This window comes from Novosphingobium sp. BL-S-33 (assembly GCF_056857025.1).
The window spans coordinates 248,589-265,244 of the sequence record NZ_CM166474.1; the positions used below are offsets into that span (position 1 = coordinate 248,589).

Consider the following 16,656-nt stretch of genomic DNA (forward strand, 5'->3'; position numbering starts at 1 on the left):
GGGCAAATTGCCGCCTTCAGATATGCCGAACGAGCATCCGCGCCTCGGGGCCGTAACCCTTCGCCGGATCCAGCAGCCCATCGCCAACCAGCCCGAAGCCCTGCTTTTCCCAGAACCCATGGGCATCGCCCACTGCGATCAGCACCACCCGATCCAGCCCGCGTGCACGCGCCTCATCGAGCACGATCCGCACCGCACTGCCTGCAAGCCCCCGCCCGCGCGTGGCGGCGCCGAGCGCAAGGTCATGCAGGAAATAGCAATCGAACGGCTCGGCAAGAGCCGTCATCGGATGGTTCAATACTGGCGGTCGATCCTGCCGCCCGGGGTGCGAGATGAGATAGCCCGCAACGCGGTCCTGCTCGTCTTCCAGCACATGACAGCCTGAGGGATAGAGCCGGAAGCAGGCAGCGAAGACCGCCGGATTCTCCGGGTAGTCGAGGTGGACCTCTTCGGCCACTTCGGCCACGGCAGCCACGTCTTCCTCGCGCATTTCACGCCAGCGCATGCCCTCTCTCCCTCCGAAATCGAAACCGCCGTGCGGCGCCCCTGTGGCGCGCCGCACGGCGGGTAATCACAGTTCCTCGGGCCAGTACAGCCGCATCGGGTTGGTCACCAGCAGCTTCTGCTGAAGCTCTGCCGTGGGCGCGATGCGGGGGATCATGTCCACGAGGTGGCCATCGTCGGGGATATTGTCCTGCATGTTCGGGTGCGGCCAGTCGGTGCCCCAGATCACGCGGTCCTGATAGTCCGCCACCAGCGGCGCCACCGCTTCGGCGAACTTGTCCCACGGGTCGTTCGTCGGGTCGAGACGGTCCGGGCAAGTGGCCTTGAACCAGATGTCGTCCCGGCTGTCGAGCAGTGCGCGAAACGCCTTCATGTCCACGCCGTCCGGCCCCTGCGTCACGTCCGGGCGGCCCATGTGGTCGATCACGACCGGCACGGGGATCGCGGCGATGAACGGGCGCATTTCCTCAAGGATGTCCGCCTCGAAATAGATCACTACGTGCCAGCCTTCGGGCAGGCGGCTGGCGACTTCGAGGAACTTGTCCTTCGGCGCATCGTCGACAAGGCGCTTCAGGAAGTTGAAGCGGATGCCGCGAATGCCGCCTTCATGCAGCTTGGCGAGGTCCGCGTCCGAGATCGCCGGATCGACCACGGCCACGCCGCGCGCCTTGCCGTCCGACTTGGCGATGGCGTCCAGCGTCGCGGCATTGTCGGTGCCGTGGCAGCTGGCCTGCACGATCACGTTGCGAGCGAAACCCAGGTGATCGCGCAGCGCGAACAGCATGTCCGGACCGGCATCCTCGGGCAGATACTTCGCCTTGGCGCTGAACGGGAACTGCGCCATCGGGCCGAACACATGGCAATGCGCATCCACCGCGCCGGCGGGCGGCGCGTAGAGCGGTTTACTAGGTGCCGAGTGCCAGGAGGTGATCCGCTCAGACATACTTGAGGCCTTCCTTTTCCAGGCGCTCCCGCATCTTGTACATGTCGAGGCCGAGCACGCCGGCGGCCAACTTCTCGCGCTTTTCGCCTTCGTTGGCTTCGCGGGCCTGCGCCGCAGCCAGCACTTCAGCAGCCTTTTCGCGCGGCACCACGACCACGCCGTCATCGTCGGCCACGATCACGTCGCCCGGGCGCACGGCGGCATTGGCGCAAACGACCGGCACATTGACGGAACCTACCGTGTTCTTGACGGTACCTTGCGCGCAGACCGCCTTGGACCAGACCGGGAACTGCATCTCGGTCAGATCGCGCACGTCGCGCACGCCGGCATCGATCACCAGACCACGGCAACCACGCGCGATCGCGCTGGTGGCGAGCAGGTCACCGAAGTAGCCGTCCTCGCAAGGCGAAGTCGGCGCGAGCAGCAGGATGTCGCCTTCCTTGAGCTGTTCGATGGCGACATGGACCATCCAGTTGTCGCCCGGAGGGGCGCTGATCGTCACCGCCGAGCCGGCAATGCGGGCGCCGTGATAGATCGGGCGCATGTAGCTGGCGAGCAGGCCGGTGCGGCCCTGCGCTTCGTGGACGGTGGCGACGCCGCACTGGGCGAGACCGTCGATCACGGCGGGGTCGGCACGTTCGATGTTCTGGACGACGATGCCACTCATGACCTGCTCTCCTTCGATCTTTGGATTCGGCCAGCGCGATCTGGCGGGCCGGTTCGGGCGATCCTGTCTTGGCCCTGCCCCTGTTCGAGGGGAAAGAGAAACTTTGGACACGTCATAGGATTTAGCTAAGAACGATGCCATGGATATCTGGAGTCTCAACCTTCGACACTTGCGAGCTGTCGCAAAAATCGCGGAATTGGGCACGGTCAATGCGGCTGCCCTGGCAGTTAATCTGAGTCAGCCGGCCATAACACAGGCGTTGGCCCGGCTCGAGTCGCAGATCGGCCTGCCGCTGTTCGAGCGCCGCCACGACGGCATGGTGCCCACCCGCGCCGGAGAGATCCTGGCCCCGCGCATCGATGCCGCGCTCGATCATGTGAACAGTCCGCACGTCACCATGTCGCGCCTGCGCGCGCTGCTGGCGCTGGTGGAGACCGGCTCTTACGCCGGGGCCGGGCAGGAAACCGGGCTGTCGCTCCCCTCGATTCACCGCGCGGTCAATGACTTGTCGCTGGCCCTGCGCCGCCCGCTGGTGGTGCGCCGGGGCAAGTTCGTCATCACCACCGAGGCGGGAACCCAACTCGCGCGCGAGTTCCGGCTTGCCAAAGTGGAACTGGAAGCAGGCCTGTCCGAAGTTGCCGCGCTGCGCGGGGTGGAGACGCGGCACATCGCGGTGGGCGCGATGCCGCTCTCCCGCGCGCGCGTCCTGCCTGCCGCCGTGGCGCGGTTTCTCGCGCGCCGTCCGCATGTGAAGCTGACCATCGTCGAAGGCTCGCGCGCCGAACTGGTGGAGCCGCTGCGCGGCGGCGTGCTGGACCTGATGGTGGGCGCGCTACGTGATCCGCTGATCGAGCCCGATCTGGTCCAGAGCCCGCTGTTCGAAGACCGGCCCGCCGTCTACGGCCGCAAGGGCCATCCGCTGGAGGGCACCGATCCCACCCCCGCCGACCTTGCCCGCTATCCCTTCACGCTGCCGCCGCTGGGCACGCCCCTGCGCGATTCCTTCGAGCGCTATTTCGAGGGGCACGGGCTGCCGCATCCCAAGGTCCCGGTGGAATCGGGTTCGGTGATGATGATCCGGCAAGTGATGATGGGCGGCGATTTCCTCACCGTGCTCTCACCCGATCAGGTGACGGTGGAACTGGAAGCAGGCTGGCTCTGCGAACTGGCGCGGCTGCCGGAGAACTTCACGCGCCTGATCGGCATGACCACTCGCGCCTCGCTGCGGCCGACCGAAGTGCAGGCCGAATTTATCGCCGATCTCGAATGGGCGGCGAAGCGAGTGAAGGACTGACCTTCACTCGCTTCTTCGTGGTTGCCTCTTAAACCCGCGCCGGAGCCAGCTTCGGACTCAGCAGATGCACCACCAGCAGCGCCGCCAGATAGGCGCTCGCGCAGATCGCGAAGAGCACTTCGTAGCTGTGCGTGGCATCGAGGATGTAGCCCGCGAACAGGGCCATGCCCATGCCGCCGAACGCACCCACGGTGCCGCCGATGCCGACCACCGACCCCACCGCGCCGCGCGGGAACATGTCCGACGGCAGGGTGTAGAGATTGGCCGAGAAAGCCTGATGCGCGGCAGTGGCAAGACCGATGATGAGCACGGCGGTCCAGACACTGTCGATCGACTGCGCGAACCAGATCGGCAGCACGCAGATCGCGCAGATCAGCATCGTCACCTTGCGGGCGAAGTTGGGCGTGCGCCCCGCCTTGATCAGCTTGGAGGACAGCCAGCCGCCTCCCACGCTGCCAAGGTCGGAAATCAGGTAGATCCCCGCCAGCGGCAGGCCGAAGGTCTTGAGATCGAGGTGATAGCGCTCGAACAGGTAGCCCGGCAGCCAGAACAGGAAGAACCACCAGATCGGGTCGATCAGGAACTTGCCGAGCGCATAGGCCCAGGTTTCCTTGACGGTGAGCAGCCGGGTCCAGCCGATCTTCTCGACCGGGTCGGCCGGGTCCTGCTGGATCCATGCCAGTTCGCCGGGGGTAACGCGGCCGTGCTCGCTGGGGTGGCGATAGACAAGGTACCAGGCCCCGAGCCAGGCGATGCCGAAGATGCCGGTGACGAAGAAGGCCACGCGCCAGTCGAACCACAGCACCAGCAGCGGCACCAGCAGCGGCGTGATGATCGCGCCGACATTGGCGCCGGCATTGAACAGGCCGATCGCGAAAGCGCGCTCCTTCTGCGGGAACCAGTCGGTCACCGCGCGGATGCCCGCCGGGAAATTGCCCGATTCGCCGATGCCAAGGCCGAAGCGCGCGGCGGCGAAGGAGACGATGCCGGTGGCAAAGCCGTGGGCCATGTGGCTCACCGTCCAGATGACGATGGCGATGGTATAGCCCAGCCGCGCGCCGACCACGTCGACCACTTTGCCGAACGAGAGATAGCCGATCGCGTAGGCAAGCTGGAACCAGAAGACGATCCCGGCGAAATCGGATTCGCTCCAGTGGAACTCCGCCGCCAGCGTCGGCTTGAGCACGCCGATCATCTGGCGGTCGACATAATTGATCGCCGTTGCCGCGAAGAGCAGCGCCACGATCGTCCAGCGATAGCGGCCCGCGCCGGGGTGAAGGCCGACCGGGTCCGGCCTCAGGCCCGCGTGGCCTCCCACCGGTGGCGGCGCATGCTCACCCCCCGCCTGCCCTGCGATACCTGCATCCATTGATCCTGCTCCCATTTCGGCGGCGTTCTTTTCGTGCCTGCCGATCGCTATCTGCTCAGGCCGGCACCGCCGCGACGATTGTGCTGGCCACCGTTCCCTGTCCGGCGAAATGCGCAAGAACGCCCTGCCCCGGCACGACCGGATGAACCCCGGTAACCGCTCCGGTCGAAACCCAGGTGCCGCCGCTGCAATCGATCCCGCGCGCCGAAAGGTTGGCGAGCAGGAAGCGCACCGCACCCAGCGGCCCGTCGAGCATGGTGGCGGTAGTCGCCTCGCCGATCAAGGCGCCATCGATCTCGACCCGCACGGAAATTGCATTGAAATCCGCATCTTCCCAACCTTCGAGGACCGGGCCGATGACCATGCCGGCATTGTTGCCGAAATCCGAGATCGTTACCGGCGGGCCATCGGCATTGATGCCGGGATAGGGCGAGCTGGCGATCTCGATGCCGATGTGCACCGCGTCGAGCACGGCAAGCGTACCCGCATCGTCGGCCGGGACCACGCCGTTCCAGCCGGGCGCGACATGCAGCAGGAACTCCGCCTCGGCGGCGGCGAAACCGTCTGCGAAAACGGGCATTTCCGGCGCTTCGCCAGCCAATGCCTCAACCACGCTGTCCGCGAAGATCGGTCCGGCCAGACGCTCGGCGCCCAGGCGCGCATCGTCGGGCGCGTTGATCTTGCCGACTTTCCAGCCGACCACCTCGCGCCCGTCGAACGCCAGCGCGGCGCCCTGGATCGCATAGGCCGCATCGAGATCGGAAGGCGCCTCGCCGGGATAGCTCGCCAGCGCGCGCTTTTCGCGCCGCGCGGTTACAAATGCCTCTGCGATCGATTTCGCCTGCTCGGTCAAACTCATCCCTCCACCTTCGTTCCGGCCATAGCCATCGTTTTCCGACCCCATATCCAATTGCTCGCATCGCTATAGGAAAATCGGGCTATAGGAAACCGGTGTCATACGCAAATCCAAATAGGGCTTCCGGATCCTCACCCGGCCTGTCCACGCCAACGATGGATGCGGATGCCGGAAGGAATCCCCGGCGCCATCGGCAGGGTGATCTATCCGGGCTTTCCTGTTTCGGAAACCGGTGTCATCTTGCCTCCCGGTCAATCAGAAGGCAAGCAGATGGCGAAAAGGCCACTTGAGAACACGGAAGCAAGCGAGCAAGGGTCCATTCGGGGATCAGACTTGGCGTCTGGACCACGGTCTGAAACGCGGGTTGGGATGCCGAATGGAATGAAGCGCGACGCCAAGCCCACGATCAACGATGTCGCGCGCCTTTCCGGCGTTTCGAAAAAGACCGTCAGCCGGGTCATCAACAAGTCCCCCCTGCTCAACCAGACCACGCGCGAGAAGGTAGAGGCGGTCATTGCCGATCTGGGTTACGTGCCCAATCCGCAAGCCCGCGCCCTTGCCCTGCGCCGCAATTTCCTGATCGGCCTGATCCACGACAACCCGAACGCGCAGATGGTGCTGGGCGTGCAGGAGGGCATTCTCCAGACCATCCGCGATACCGAATTCGCGCTGGTGGTCCGCCCGGTGGACCGCCATTCGCCCACGCTGATGGAGGATATTCGCCACTTCATCGAACAGCAGCGACTCTATGGCGTGCTGCTGCTGCCGCCGATTTCGGAGAACGACGGGTTGGCGGAAGTCTGCCGCGACCTCGGCTGTACGCTGGTGCGCATGGGTTCGGCCCGGCTCGATGACGATGCCCACCTCGTGGCCTCGAACGACCGGCAGGCCGTGCGAGAGGCCGTGGCCTGGCTCGCCGGACTCGGCCATCGGCGCATCGGTTTCATCGCGGGTCCGGCGGGTTTCCGATCGGCCTTCGAACGCGAACAGGGCTTTATCGAGGGGCTGGCCGAGGCAGGCCTCGCACCCGACGCGGCGCTCGCCGTGCGCGGAGACTACAAGTTCGAATCGGGATACGAGGCCGGGCAGCGCCTGCTGGATGCCTCCCCCCGCCCCACCGCCGTCTTCTCCAGCAACGACGAGATGGCGGCCGGGCTGCTCCACGCCGCGCGCGAACGCGGGATCGACGTGCCGACCCAGCTTTCGATCATCGGCTTCGACGATACCGCCATCGCCGCGCATATCTGGCCGCCGCTCACCACCGTCCGCTGGCCGATCGTGCCGATGGCCGCCGCCGCCGCACACAAGCTGATCGATCCGGAAGGCGCGTTCACACGCCAGTCGCTGTTCCTTTCGGATCTCGTGCGCCGCGCTTCGGTCTCCGCGCCGGGCTCATCCTGAGCCGCTCCCGGCAAAAACCGCGTCAACCGGATTTTACCCACGCCAAAATGGTCTTCACTTGTCGTTGACACCGGTTACCAAAACCGGATAGGTCTTGACCAAACAGGAGGGAAATGTCCCTCTATACGGAACTGAATTCCAAACGGGAGAGCCATCGTGTTCTGCAAGACCTACCACGCCACCCATCCGGACATGATGGAGTGCGTCTCCAACGGGGAACTGCGCGACCGCTACCTCGTCACCGGCATGTTCGAGGACGGCAAGGTCAACCTCAACTATTCGCATAACGAACGCTTCGTGATCGGCGGCGCGGTGCCTTCGCAGGGTCCGCTCAAGCTGCCCGCGCAGACCGTTCCCAAGAGCGCGGAAGGCAAGCCCTTCCTCGAACGCCGCGAAGCCGGCATCACCAACATCGGCGGCCCCGGTGCCATCACGGTGGATGGCCAGCGCTTCGAAGTGGGCAACAAGGAATGCCTCTACGTGCCGATGGGTTCGGACGAGGTGATCTTCGAGGGTGAGACCGCGCGGTTCTACATCGCCTCGGTCCCGGCGCATAAGGCCTGCCCGATCAAGCTGATCACGCTGGCCGAAGCCAACCCGCTGGCGCGCGGCGACCTTGCCAATTCGAACCAGCGCACGATCTACCAGCTCGTGATCCCCGGCGTGTGCGAGAGCGCGCAGCTGCTGCTCGGCCTCACCGTGCTGGAAGAAGGCTCGGTGTGGAACACCATGCCGCCGCACCTCCACGACCGCCGCAGCGAGATCTACCTCTACTTCGAACTGCCCGAAGAGAACGACCGCATCTTCCACTACATGGGCGAGCCCGAGCAGATGCGCCACATCGTGATCGCCAACGAAGAGGCCGTCATCAGCCCGCCGTGGTCGATCCACATGGGTTCGGGCACCAAGAAGTACGCGTTCATCTGGGCCATGGGCGGGGAAAACCTCGACTATACCGACATGAACGTGCTGGATATCTGCCAGCTTCAGTAGGACCGCGACCTCTTCAACCGCCCTTAATCCCTTCCGCCTCCGTTCGTCATTGCGAGGAGCGTAGCGACGAAGCAATCCAGAGCCGCGTAAACCGCCTCTGGATTGCTTCGCTGCGCTCGCAATGACGAAGCTGGGGAACCGAACGTCCGGGTTAAGGTCGCACAAGACCGATCCTTTTTTGGTCGGCCAGATTGGGACAGGACAGACTTATGGCGATTTCCTTCAGCCTCGCAGGCAAGGCCGCGCTGGTGACCGGCGCGAACACCGGGATCGGGCAGGCCATTGCCGTGGCGCTTGCCGAAGCGGGCGCCGACGTCGCCCTTGCCGGGCGCAGCGAACCGACCGAAACGATCGCCCTGATCGAGGCGACCGGGCGCAAGTGCGTGAACATCAAGGCCGATCTCTCCTCGATCGAGCCCGTCCAGCGGGTCATCGACGAGGCGGTAGCCGGCCTCGGCAAAGTGGACATTCTGGTCAACAATGCCGGGATCATCCGCCGCGACGACTTGCTCCAGTTCTCCGAGGAAGACTGGGACGCGGTGATGGACACCAACCTCAAGACGCTGTTCTTCCTCAGCCAGGCAGCCGCCAAGGGCATGGTCGAGCGTGGTGGCGGCAAAATCGTCAACATTGCCTCGCTGCTCACCTTCCAGGGCGGCATCCGCGTGCCGAGCTATGCGGCGGCAAAGTCGGGCGTCGGTGGCGTCACCAAGGCCATGGCCAACGAACTCGCGCCCAAGGGCGTGCAGGTCAACGCCATCGCGCCGGGGTATATCTCCACCAACAACACCGCCGCCCTGCAAGGCGACGAGACGCGCAACCGCCAGATTCTGGAGCGAATCCCGACCGGCCGATGGGGCGATCCCAAGGATATCGCCGGCGCTGCCGTGTTCCTTGCCTCACCCGCGTCTGATTATGTAACAGGCCACGTGCTCGCCGTGGACGGCGGGTGGCTCGCGCGCTGAGGAATTTCTAGACTATGACTGGCCACGTTACCTGTTTCGGCGAAGTGTTGATCCGTTTCGCTACCCATGACGCACGGCTGGTCGTCCAGTCCGACTCGCTCGACATGGTCGTCGGCGGGGCGGAAGCCAATGTCGCCTCGGGGCTGGCCTCGCTGGGCCACGAGGTCCGCATGGTCTCGCGCCTGCCCGCCAACCCGCTGGGCGACAAGGCCCGTGCGGCCTTGGGCGCGGCGGGTGTCGGGCATTCCGGCGTCACCACCGGGCCGGGCCGCATGGGGCTCTATTTCCTCGAAACCGGCGCCGGGCTGCGGCCTTCGGCCATCACTTACGACCGCGCGGGCAGCGCCTTTGCGCAGTCCTCGGTGGAGGACTTCAATCTGGCCGCCGCGCTGAACGGCGCGAAGCTGCTGCACCTTTCCGGCATTACACCCGCGCTCGGGCCGGGCGGCGTCGAACTCGCCAAGGCGGCGGTCCGCGCGGCACAGGCCGCGGGCGTGCCGATCTGCTTCGACGGCAATTACCGCGCGCTGCTCTGGGAAAGCTGGGACAGCGATCCCTGCACCGTGCTGAACGAACTGGTCGGCGCGGCCACGGTGATGATCGGCAACCACCGTGACATCTCGCTGCTGCTCGGCAAGACGTTCTCCGGCGACGGTTCCGACCGCCGCCGCGAGGCTGCCGAGGCCGCCTTCGCCGCGTTCCCGAACCTGCAAGTGATCGCCTCGACCGCGCGCCACGTGGTCAATGCGGGTCACCACCGCATCGCCGCCCGCGTCGACGGGCGCGATCACGCGGTACAGACTGCCGAGGCCGACGTGACCGACATCGTCGACCGCATCGGCACCGGCGATGCCTTCGCGGCGGGCGTGCTGCACCAGTGGCTGGAAGGCGGAGACCTTGCCGCCATGGCACACTCTGGGCTGGCCTACACCGTGCTCAAGCATTCGCTGCACGGCGATATGAGCCTGATAGGCAAGGCGGAACTGGAAGCGTTCTCGATCGCCGGAGGCGACGTAAGACGCTGATTTTCTGAAATAAGAACGACCTGCTGAAACGCCGCCCCGGATGGAATCCGGGACGGCGGCGGGCGAGGGGGGAACAGCATGATCGATACCGCAATCACCCGCCGAACCCTCGTAAAGTCCGCCGCCGTTCTCGCGGCCACCCCGGCCCCGCTTTTCGCAAGATCCCCGGCCACTCCGACCGTTGGCCGCTATCTCGGCCTCACCGAACAGGGCGTGCAGGCCTTCAAGGGCATCCGCTACGGCCGCGCCGAACGGTTCGCCCGCCCGGTGGCCGAGCCCTGGACCGGCCCGCGCACCGAGGCGCGCGCTTTCGCCCCGATCTGCCCGCAACGCGGCCTCGACGGCGAGACGCAGTCCGAAGACTGCCTGTTCCTCAACGTCTGGACGCCCGAGGCGAACCCTGCCGCGAAACGCGCGGTCATGGTCTATTTCCACGGCGGCGCTTACACGACCGGCTCGGTCACCGATCCCCTCACCCACGGCGCCCGGCTGGCGGCGCAGGGCGACGTGGTGGTCGTCACCGTCAACCACCGCCTCAATGCGCTGGGCTACGCATGGCTGAAATCCTTCGGCGCGCGCTATGCGGACAGCGGCAACCTTGGCCAGCTCGACCTGATCCTCGCGCTGCAATGGGTGCGCGATCACATCGCCCAATTCGGCGGAGATCCGGCGCGGGTCATGGTCTTCGGCCAGTCCGGCGGCGGCGCCAAGATCGCCACGCTCATGGCCATGCCCGCCGCCAAGGGCCTGTTCCACTCCGCCGCCACCATGAGCGGCCAGCAGGTGCAGGCCAGCGGCCCGATGCACGCATGGGCGCGCACCCAGGCGCTGATGGCCGCGCTCAAGCTCGCGCCTGGCGATGTCGAGGGCCTGCGCGCCCTGCCCATCGAACGGCTGGTCGAGGGCCTCGCTGCTACCGATCCGGTGATGGGCAGTGGCCCCGCTTACTTCGGCCCGGTGCTCGACATGACCAACCTGCCGCGCCATCCGTTCTGGCCCGACGCCGCGCCGCAATCGCTCTCCGTGCCGATGATCCTTGGCAACACCCATGAGGAAACCCGCAATTTCCTCGATCCGCGCGGGTCCCGGCTCAAGGGCCTCGACTGGACCAACCTGGCCGAGCGCATGGGCCGCGAGGTCAAGATCGACCTCGATCCACAATGGGTGGTGGACCAGTACCGCGCCCGCGAGCCGGGCTGGACGCCGGAGCAGGTCTACTACGCCGCCACGACTGCCGGGCGCTCATGGCCGGGGCAAGTGATCGAGGCCGACGAACGCGCCAAAGCGGGCGCGCAGGCAACGTGGGTCTATCAGCTTGAACGCCCCTCCCCGCTCGATCCGCTGCGGGGCGCGGCGCATACGGACGATATTCCCTATGTCTTCGGCACGCTCGACGCGGCGGGCAGTTTTTCGGGCACGGACGCCGGCGCACAGGCCCTGAGCAAGGCGATGATGGGGGCGTTCACCGGCCTCGCCAAGACCGGACGGCCGGGGATTGCGGACTGGGCGAACTACGCCCTGCCCGCCCGCGCGACGATGGTGTTCGGGGACGCGGTGCGCATGGAAAACGACCCGCGCGGCTGGCAGCGCGAATTGTGGGCAACGGCGCCTTACGTCCAGCCGGGCACCTGAAGCCCGTTCTTTCCGCCACAGTCTCCCCACTCACCTCGTCGCCCCCGCGAAGGCGGGGGCCCCGCTTTTCTTCGCAACGTCGAGGCCATGCGCACCGTTCAAGAAGCGGGATCCCCGCCTTCGCGGGGATGACGGGTCGATTTTAAATGACGAGGCATGAGGTGCAATATCTTGACCGGCCCCGGTTTACTTTCCGGTGGACTCTACCGGATTGGGATAGGCCACGATCAGCGACAGGGGTTCCTCACCCCTTTGCCAAATTCCCACGACGGCGCCGTCGTAGAGATAGGCCGTCATACCCGCCCTGAGCATGGCACGTTTCCCGTCGGACACCACTTCGCCCTCGCCCGAGAGCACGTAGTAGACTTCGTCGTGCGCGATCGGGTGTTCGCCGATGGCTGCCCCCTTGTGGAGCACGCGGCGGCGGAACTCCAACGCGGGGCGAGCCGGTGCGGCATCGGAGATGCGGTAGGCGGTGCTCATGCCGATGGACCCGTGCGGCGGGGCCTCCTCGCGCACGGTGTCCTGCTCGTCGATCACGGCCATCGGCGGGGCGGAAGCGGCCATCAGCAGCAGCGCCGCGATCACCGGGCCGGCCTTTCGCGCAGGGGACCGGCAGCGTTGATTCGTCTGCCCTCGCCGCCATTCACCCGATTACCGGCCTGCGTGAAAATAGCGCAGGGCGCGGGGAAAATCGACAAGGATGCGCGCGGAAAACCGCCGAACTGCTGGGGATTGTTCACTCTGCATCTCCCGTTCGCACTGGTTCTTGACAGGGTGGGGTCCCTGCGCTCATAACTCATGACACCGGTTACCAAGACCGGCAAGAAAGAACTGGGTGCTGGCCGGATGCTGTCCTGAAGGACATGGCGGCCGCCCCGGAATGCGTCCATGCGGCGCAGGGAGCAGAATGCCGGAGAAAGGGTGCGCGCTATTCGTGCGATCCCCATTGACACCGGTATCATAAGGACTGAAAAAGGTCTCGCAGGGGACCCGGGAAGTCCGCGTTGAAAAGGCCGCAAAGGCCGTGAGGGGGAGTGATCATGCGCCTGAACAATTCCAGGGTTCATGCTTCGAGGATTTCGCTACTGAAGATCGCACTGGTGGCCGGGAGCGCACTGGCGCTGCCGCAGCTGGCCTTCGCGCAAGACGCCGCACCGCAGGATGCCGCGCCGCAGGCCGCCGAAGCCGCTCCGAACGCCGAAGACATCATCGTCACCGGCTACCGGCAGTCGCTTCAGGCCGCGCTCAACCTGAAGCGCGATTCGGTCAGCTCGGTCGATGCCATCGTCGCTGAAGACATGGCCAAGTTCCCCGACCAGAACCTTGCCGAATCGCTCCAGCGTATCCCCGGCATCTCGATCCAGCGCGACGGCGGCGAAGGCCGCGCGATCACGGTGCGCGGCCTTGGCGCGCAGTTCACCCGCGTTCGCGTGAACGGGCTGGAAACGATCGCCACCAGCTCGGACGGCGCGTCCGCCAACCGTGACCGCGCCTTCGATTTCAACGTCTTCGCGTCCGAGTTGTTCACCAGCATCGTCGTCCACAAGACCGCCGAAGCCAGCCTCGACGAAGGTTCGCTGGGCGCGGTGGTGGATCTCAACACCGGCAACCCGATGGCGGGCAAGACCGGCCTTTCCGCCGTGCTCAACGTGCAGGGTTCGTACAACGACCTGTCCAACAACGTCGGCCCGCGCATCGCCGGCCTGGTGTCGTGGAAGAACGATGCCGGCACCCTGGGGATCGCCGTTTCGGGCGCCTATTCGCATACCAATACGCTGGAAGTCGGCAACAATTCGGTGCGCTGGGCGCAGGCCTATTACAACTCGGTGGACGGCACGCCCTGCTTCTATTCGGTCCCCGGCGCGACCGGCGGAAACCCGGTCAGCACCGGCGGTTCCTATCGTCCCTCGGCCGCGTGCGACGCCGCCTCGCTGGCGTTCCACGCCCGCATCCCGCGCTACGGCGTGGTTGAGCATGACCGCAAGCGCCTGGGCCTGACCGGCTCGATCCAGTTCGAACCGACCGACAAGACCAAGATTTCGCTCGACGGCCTCTATTCCAAGTTCAAGGAAGAGCGCGCCGAACAGTGGTTGGAAGTGCTCGCCCGCTCGAACGAACGCGGCTTCGACCTCGTCAACCCGACCTATGACGACAACGGCAACATGGTCAGCGGCACGTACGACAACACCTATGTCCGTACCGAAAGCTACCTGCGCAAGTCGAGCACCGAATTCTACCAGATCGGCGCGACCTGGGATCAGGAAATCACCGACAAGTTCCGGATCACCGCGCTGGGCGGCCTGTCGCAGTCGAACGCCGATATCCCGGTCGAGACGACGATCGCCTACGACGCCAAGAATGCCGACGGCTTCAACTTCGACTATTCGAACATGAAAACGCCGGTGCTCAACTACGGCATCGACGTGACCAATCCGGCGACCTTCCAGCTGGCGGAAATCCGCGACCGTCCCTCCTACGTCAAGAACCGCTTCAAGACCGCCCAGCTGCGCAGCGAATGGGACGTGACGGACGGCTTCACGGTCAAGACCGGCGCGGTCTGGCGCCGCTACAACTTCCGCACCCAGCTCTTCGCGCGCGACACCGTGGCCTGCAACGGCAACGGCCCCGACCTGATCCTGGGCACGACGACCTGTTCCTCCAGCGTCTATGGTCTGCCGGTGACGTCGGACATCTCGCAGCTGGTGAAGCTGGGCGATGCCGGACAGCCCAGCGGCACCACCAGTTCGTGGCTGGTCGGGAACATCCCCGCCGCCGCCGACTATACCAACCTTTACGACCGCACCGCCGTCGAGGATCTGGGCAGCAACCGCCGCGTGCAGGAAACCACTTCGGGCGGCTATCTCCAGTTCGACGTGAAGGGCGAGATCTTCGGCCTGCGCTACGCCGGCAACGCGGGCATGCGCTATGCCCACACTGACCAGAAGTCGACCGGCTACACCGCCGGCATCGCGGGCACTGTCGAGCGGACGTACGACGACTGGCTGCCGGCAATGAACATCGCGTTCTATCCGCGGCATGACGTGATCGTGCGCGGCGCCATCGCCAAGGTCATCACCCGCCCTGCACTCAGCAACCTCAATCCCGGCGGATCGGTCGACGGCTTCAACTACAAGGTCACTTACGGCAACCCGTTCCTCGATCCCTATCGGGCGACCAACTTCGACGCCTCGGTCGAATGGTACTTCGCCCCCGGCGCGCTGTTCTCGGTGGCGGGCTTCGTCAAGAAGATCGAAAGCTTCCCGGTCGCCGGAACTTATGTTGCCACGCTGCCGCAGCTCGGCCTCGACAAGTCAGTGCTGCTGCCCAGCTCTCCGGCCTACATCAACTACGATCCCAATCAGGAATACGTGGTGTCCTCGCAGGTCAACGGCACCGGCGCGACGCTGAAGGGCGTGGAAATCGCGCTGCAACTGCCGTTCACGTTCCTGCCCGGCATTCTCAGCCACACCGGCTTCCAGGGCAACGCCACCTTCATCGACAGCAATGCCGACTACACGATCACCGGCCCGGCCACTTCGGCCTGTACCCGCAACCCCAAGACCGGCGTCTGCGCGCTCACCGGCGTCTCGGCGGTCTACAACCAGACGCTGCTCGGCGTATCGAAGCGGGCCTGGAACGCCACGCTGTACTATGACGACGGCAAGTTCAGCATCCGTGGCTCGGTGAGCTATCGCGGGCCCTTCGTCGATGCCACCAGCGGCACCGGCAATATCTTCGAGGGCTACGGTTCGTACACCAGCGTCGATGCCGCGGTTCGCTACCAGGCGACGGACTGGCTGGAACTGTCGATCGACGGCTCCAACCTGACCGACGAATATCGCTACCGCTTCACCGACGTCTATGCGGAGCGCAACTACGAGAACAACCACTTCGGGCGCACCATCATGTTCGGGGCTCGGGTCAAGTACTGACCTCTCTCCCAAACCTGAAACACCTTGAATACCTGAGATAAAATGGGAGAGTGCCGCCATGACCATCGACCGTAGATCGTTCGTGGCGGCCTCTCTCGTTACGGGGCTGCTGGCCGGAGAAACCGCCTTCGCGCAGACACCTCCACCGGGGATAGGGGGAAGCCGTTCAACGGCCCTGCCCGACCCGACCGAGACCATCGACCTCTGGCCCAAAGGCGTGCCGGGCATGCCCGCCACACCGCCGGTGGAAACCGTCGACGACCGCTCCACCCAGGCCCATATCCCCGACCGCGCCGTCCACGGCACAGCCCGTCCGCGCATGGTCGTGTTCCGTCCCGATCGCCCCAACGGCGCCGCCGTGCTGCTGACGCCGGGCGGCGGCTATCAGCGGGTGGTGATCGACAAAGAAGGCTACGAGATGGCGCGCTGGCTTACCGCGCGCGGCTTCACCGCTTTCGTCCTGTTTTACCGCCTGCCCGGCGAAGGCTGGGCCAATCGCCCGGACACCCCGCTCGCCGATGCGCAGCGCGCCATGCGACTGATCCGCCACCGCGCGAAGGACTTCTCGCTCGATCCCGAGCGCGTTGCCACCATGGGCTTTTCCGCCGGCGGCCATGTCTGCGCCAGCCTTTCCACGCGCTTCGCCGCGACGGTCTACACACCCGTCGACGAGGCGGACCGCCTTTCCGCGCGCCCGTTCTGCGCCGCGCCGATCTATCCGGTGGTCTCTATGGACCCCGCCATCGCCCATGCCGGATCGCGCGACCTGCTGCTTGGCCCCTCGCCCAGCCCCGCGCTCGAAGCCTCGCATTCGCCCGAGCGCAATGTGCCCGCCGATGCCCCGCCGCACTGGCTGCTCCATGCCGAGGATGACACTACCGTCCCCGTGGAGAACACCGTGCGCCTGCGCGCGGCGCTGAAAGCGCGCGGCATCGCGGTGGAGACCCATCTTTTCGAGCATGGCGGCCACGGCTTCGGCCTGCGCGGCGCCGTGGGCAAGCCGGTGGAAGTCTGGCCCGAGCTGTGGTGCGCCTGGGCGCGCACCAAGGGCCTTGGATAAGACGGCCCGGTT

15 protein-coding genes are annotated in these 16,656 nt (G+C 65.7%); 8 read left to right on the forward strand and 7 right to left on the reverse strand.

Going from position 1 to position 16,656, the window contains the following annotated elements; genetic code table 11:
• Positions 1-16 precede the first annotated feature (16 nt).
• The 3 genes from AC1VVM_RS01110 to ligK form a co-directional block, all read right to left on the reverse strand.
• Positions 17-505 carry a GNAT family N-acetyltransferase gene (locus AC1VVM_RS01110; protein WP_482904912.1) on the reverse strand — a complete coding sequence of 163 codons (489 nt, stop codon included), beginning with the start codon at positions 503-505 and terminating at the stop codon, positions 17-19.
• Positions 506-571: 66 nt separating this feature from the next.
• On the reverse strand, positions 572-1,447 hold the full coding sequence (locus AC1VVM_RS01115) for an amidohydrolase family protein (RefSeq protein WP_482904913.1): 876 nt from the start codon (positions 1,445-1,447) through the stop codon (positions 572-574).
• Positions 1,440-2,114 carry a 4-carboxy-4-hydroxy-2-oxoadipate aldolase/oxaloacetate decarboxylase gene (gene ligK / locus AC1VVM_RS01120; RefSeq protein ID WP_132387321.1) on the reverse strand — a complete coding sequence of 225 codons (675 nt, stop codon included), beginning with the start codon at positions 2,112-2,114 and terminating at the stop codon, positions 1,440-1,442. Before ligK ends, AC1VVM_RS01115 begins: the two co-directional genes overlap by 8 nt.
• A 139-nt stretch (positions 2,115-2,253) precedes the next feature.
• On the opposite strand from ligK, the gene AC1VVM_RS01125 reads away from it, so the two are divergent.
• The gene (locus AC1VVM_RS01125) at positions 2,254-3,408 is read left to right on the forward strand and encodes a LysR substrate-binding domain-containing protein (RefSeq protein ID WP_482904914.1); all 1,155 of its coding nucleotides are present in this window, start codon (positions 2,254-2,256) and stop codon (positions 3,406-3,408) included.
• A gap of 28 nt (positions 3,409-3,436) precedes the next feature.
• Here the strand turns inward: AC1VVM_RS01125 and AC1VVM_RS01130 are convergent, their stop codons facing one another.
• Together AC1VVM_RS01130 and AC1VVM_RS01135 are read right to left on the reverse strand one after the other, a co-directional pair.
• Positions 3,437-4,777: an MFS transporter gene (locus AC1VVM_RS01130; protein ID WP_482904915.1), complete on the reverse strand. Its 1,341-nt coding sequence runs from the start codon at positions 4,775-4,777 to the stop codon at positions 3,437-3,439.
• A 55-nt stretch (positions 4,778-4,832) separates the two neighbouring features.
• The gene (locus tag AC1VVM_RS01135) at positions 4,833-5,636 is read right to left on the reverse strand and encodes a 2-keto-4-pentenoate hydratase (RefSeq protein WP_482955629.1); all 804 of its coding nucleotides are present in this window, start codon (positions 5,634-5,636) and stop codon (positions 4,833-4,835) included.
• A gap of 378 nt (positions 5,637-6,014) precedes the next feature.
• On the opposite strand from AC1VVM_RS01135, the gene AC1VVM_RS01140 reads away from it, so the two are divergent.
• From AC1VVM_RS01140 to AC1VVM_RS01160, 5 genes are all read left to right on the forward strand, one after another.
• The gene (locus tag AC1VVM_RS01140) at positions 6,015-7,034 is read left to right on the forward strand and encodes a LacI family DNA-binding transcriptional regulator (RefSeq protein ID WP_482904917.1); all 1,020 of its coding nucleotides are present in this window, start codon (positions 6,015-6,017) and stop codon (positions 7,032-7,034) included.
• A 156-nt stretch (positions 7,035-7,190) separates the two neighbouring features.
• Positions 7,191-8,027: a 5-dehydro-4-deoxy-D-glucuronate isomerase gene (gene kduI / locus AC1VVM_RS01145; protein WP_482955630.1), complete on the forward strand. Its 837-nt coding sequence runs from the start codon at positions 7,191-7,193 to the stop codon at positions 8,025-8,027.
• 209 nt (positions 8,028-8,236) lie between these two features.
• Positions 8,237-8,992 (forward strand): 2-dehydro-3-deoxy-D-gluconate 5-dehydrogenase KduD, encoded by a 756-nt coding sequence (gene kduD, locus AC1VVM_RS01150; protein WP_132387334.1) that lies wholly within the window; start codon positions 8,237-8,239, stop codon positions 8,990-8,992.
• 14 nt (positions 8,993-9,006) lie between these two features.
• On the forward strand, positions 9,007-10,017 hold the full coding sequence (locus AC1VVM_RS01155; protein WP_482955631.1) for a sugar kinase: 1,011 nt from the start codon (positions 9,007-9,009) through the stop codon (positions 10,015-10,017).
• Between the two features lie 78 nt (positions 10,018-10,095).
• Positions 10,096-11,649 carry a carboxylesterase/lipase family protein gene (locus AC1VVM_RS01160; protein ID WP_482955632.1) on the forward strand — a complete coding sequence of 518 codons (1,554 nt, stop codon included), beginning with the start codon at positions 10,096-10,098 and terminating at the stop codon, positions 11,647-11,649.
• Positions 11,650-11,835: 186 nt separating this feature from the next.
• Here AC1VVM_RS01160 and AC1VVM_RS01165 read toward each other — a convergent pair whose 3' ends face one another.
• A complete protein-coding gene (locus tag AC1VVM_RS01165) occupies positions 11,836-12,237 on the reverse strand; it encodes a cupin domain-containing protein (protein ID WP_482955633.1) in 402 nt (133 codons plus the stop codon).
• The gene (locus AC1VVM_RS01170; protein ID WP_482955634.1) at positions 12,234-12,392 is read right to left on the reverse strand and encodes a hypothetical protein; all 159 of its coding nucleotides are present in this window, start codon (positions 12,390-12,392) and stop codon (positions 12,234-12,236) included. Before AC1VVM_RS01170 ends, AC1VVM_RS01165 begins: the two co-directional genes overlap by 4 nt.
• A gap of 300 nt (positions 12,393-12,692) precedes the next feature.
• Between AC1VVM_RS01170 and AC1VVM_RS01175 the strand changes: the two genes are divergently transcribed.
• The gene (locus tag AC1VVM_RS01175) at positions 12,693-15,584 is read left to right on the forward strand and encodes a TonB-dependent receptor (RefSeq protein ID WP_482955635.1); all 2,892 of its coding nucleotides are present in this window, start codon (positions 12,693-12,695) and stop codon (positions 15,582-15,584) included.
• A 58-nt stretch (positions 15,585-15,642) separates the two neighbouring features.
• Positions 15,643-16,644, forward strand: a complete 1,002-nt coding sequence (locus AC1VVM_RS01180; protein WP_482955636.1) for an alpha/beta hydrolase — start codon at positions 15,643-15,645, stop codon at positions 16,642-16,644.
• Positions 16,645-16,656 lie beyond the last annotated feature (12 nt).

Excerpts from the sequence above, each read along its gene's own strand:
- AC1VVM_RS01110 (WP_482904912.1), bottom strand. The coding sequence starts at position 505 with ATGCGCTGGCGTGAAATGCGCGAGGAAGACGTGGCTGCCGTGGCCGAA.
- AC1VVM_RS01115 (WP_482904913.1), bottom strand. The coding sequence starts at position 1,447 with ATGTCTGAGCGGATCACCTCCTGGCACTCGGCACCTAGTAAACCGCTC.
- ligK (WP_132387321.1), bottom strand. The coding sequence starts at position 2,114 with ATGAGTGGCATCGTCGTCCAGAACATCGAACGTGCCGACCCCGCCGTG.
- AC1VVM_RS01125 (WP_482904914.1), top strand. The coding sequence starts at position 2,254 with ATGGATATCTGGAGTCTCAACCTTCGACACTTGCGAGCTGTCGCAAAA.
- AC1VVM_RS01130 (WP_482904915.1), bottom strand. The coding sequence starts at position 4,777 with ATGGATGCAGGTATCGCAGGGCAGGCGGGGGGTGAGCATGCGCCGCCA.
- AC1VVM_RS01135 (WP_482955629.1), bottom strand. The coding sequence starts at position 5,636 with ATGAGTTTGACCGAGCAGGCGAAATCGATCGCAGAGGCATTTGTAACC.
- AC1VVM_RS01140 (WP_482904917.1), top strand. The coding sequence starts at position 6,015 with ATGAAGCGCGACGCCAAGCCCACGATCAACGATGTCGCGCGCCTTTCC.
- kduD (WP_132387334.1), top strand. The coding sequence starts at position 8,237 with ATGGCGATTTCCTTCAGCCTCGCAGGCAAGGCCGCGCTGGTGACCGGC.
- AC1VVM_RS01155 (WP_482955631.1), top strand. The coding sequence starts at position 9,007 with ATGACTGGCCACGTTACCTGTTTCGGCGAAGTGTTGATCCGTTTCGCT.
- AC1VVM_RS01160 (WP_482955632.1), top strand. The coding sequence starts at position 10,096 with ATGATCGATACCGCAATCACCCGCCGAACCCTCGTAAAGTCCGCCGCC.
- AC1VVM_RS01175 (WP_482955635.1), top strand. The coding sequence starts at position 12,693 with ATGCGCCTGAACAATTCCAGGGTTCATGCTTCGAGGATTTCGCTACTG.
- AC1VVM_RS01180 (WP_482955636.1), top strand. The coding sequence starts at position 15,643 with ATGACCATCGACCGTAGATCGTTCGTGGCGGCCTCTCTCGTTACGGGG.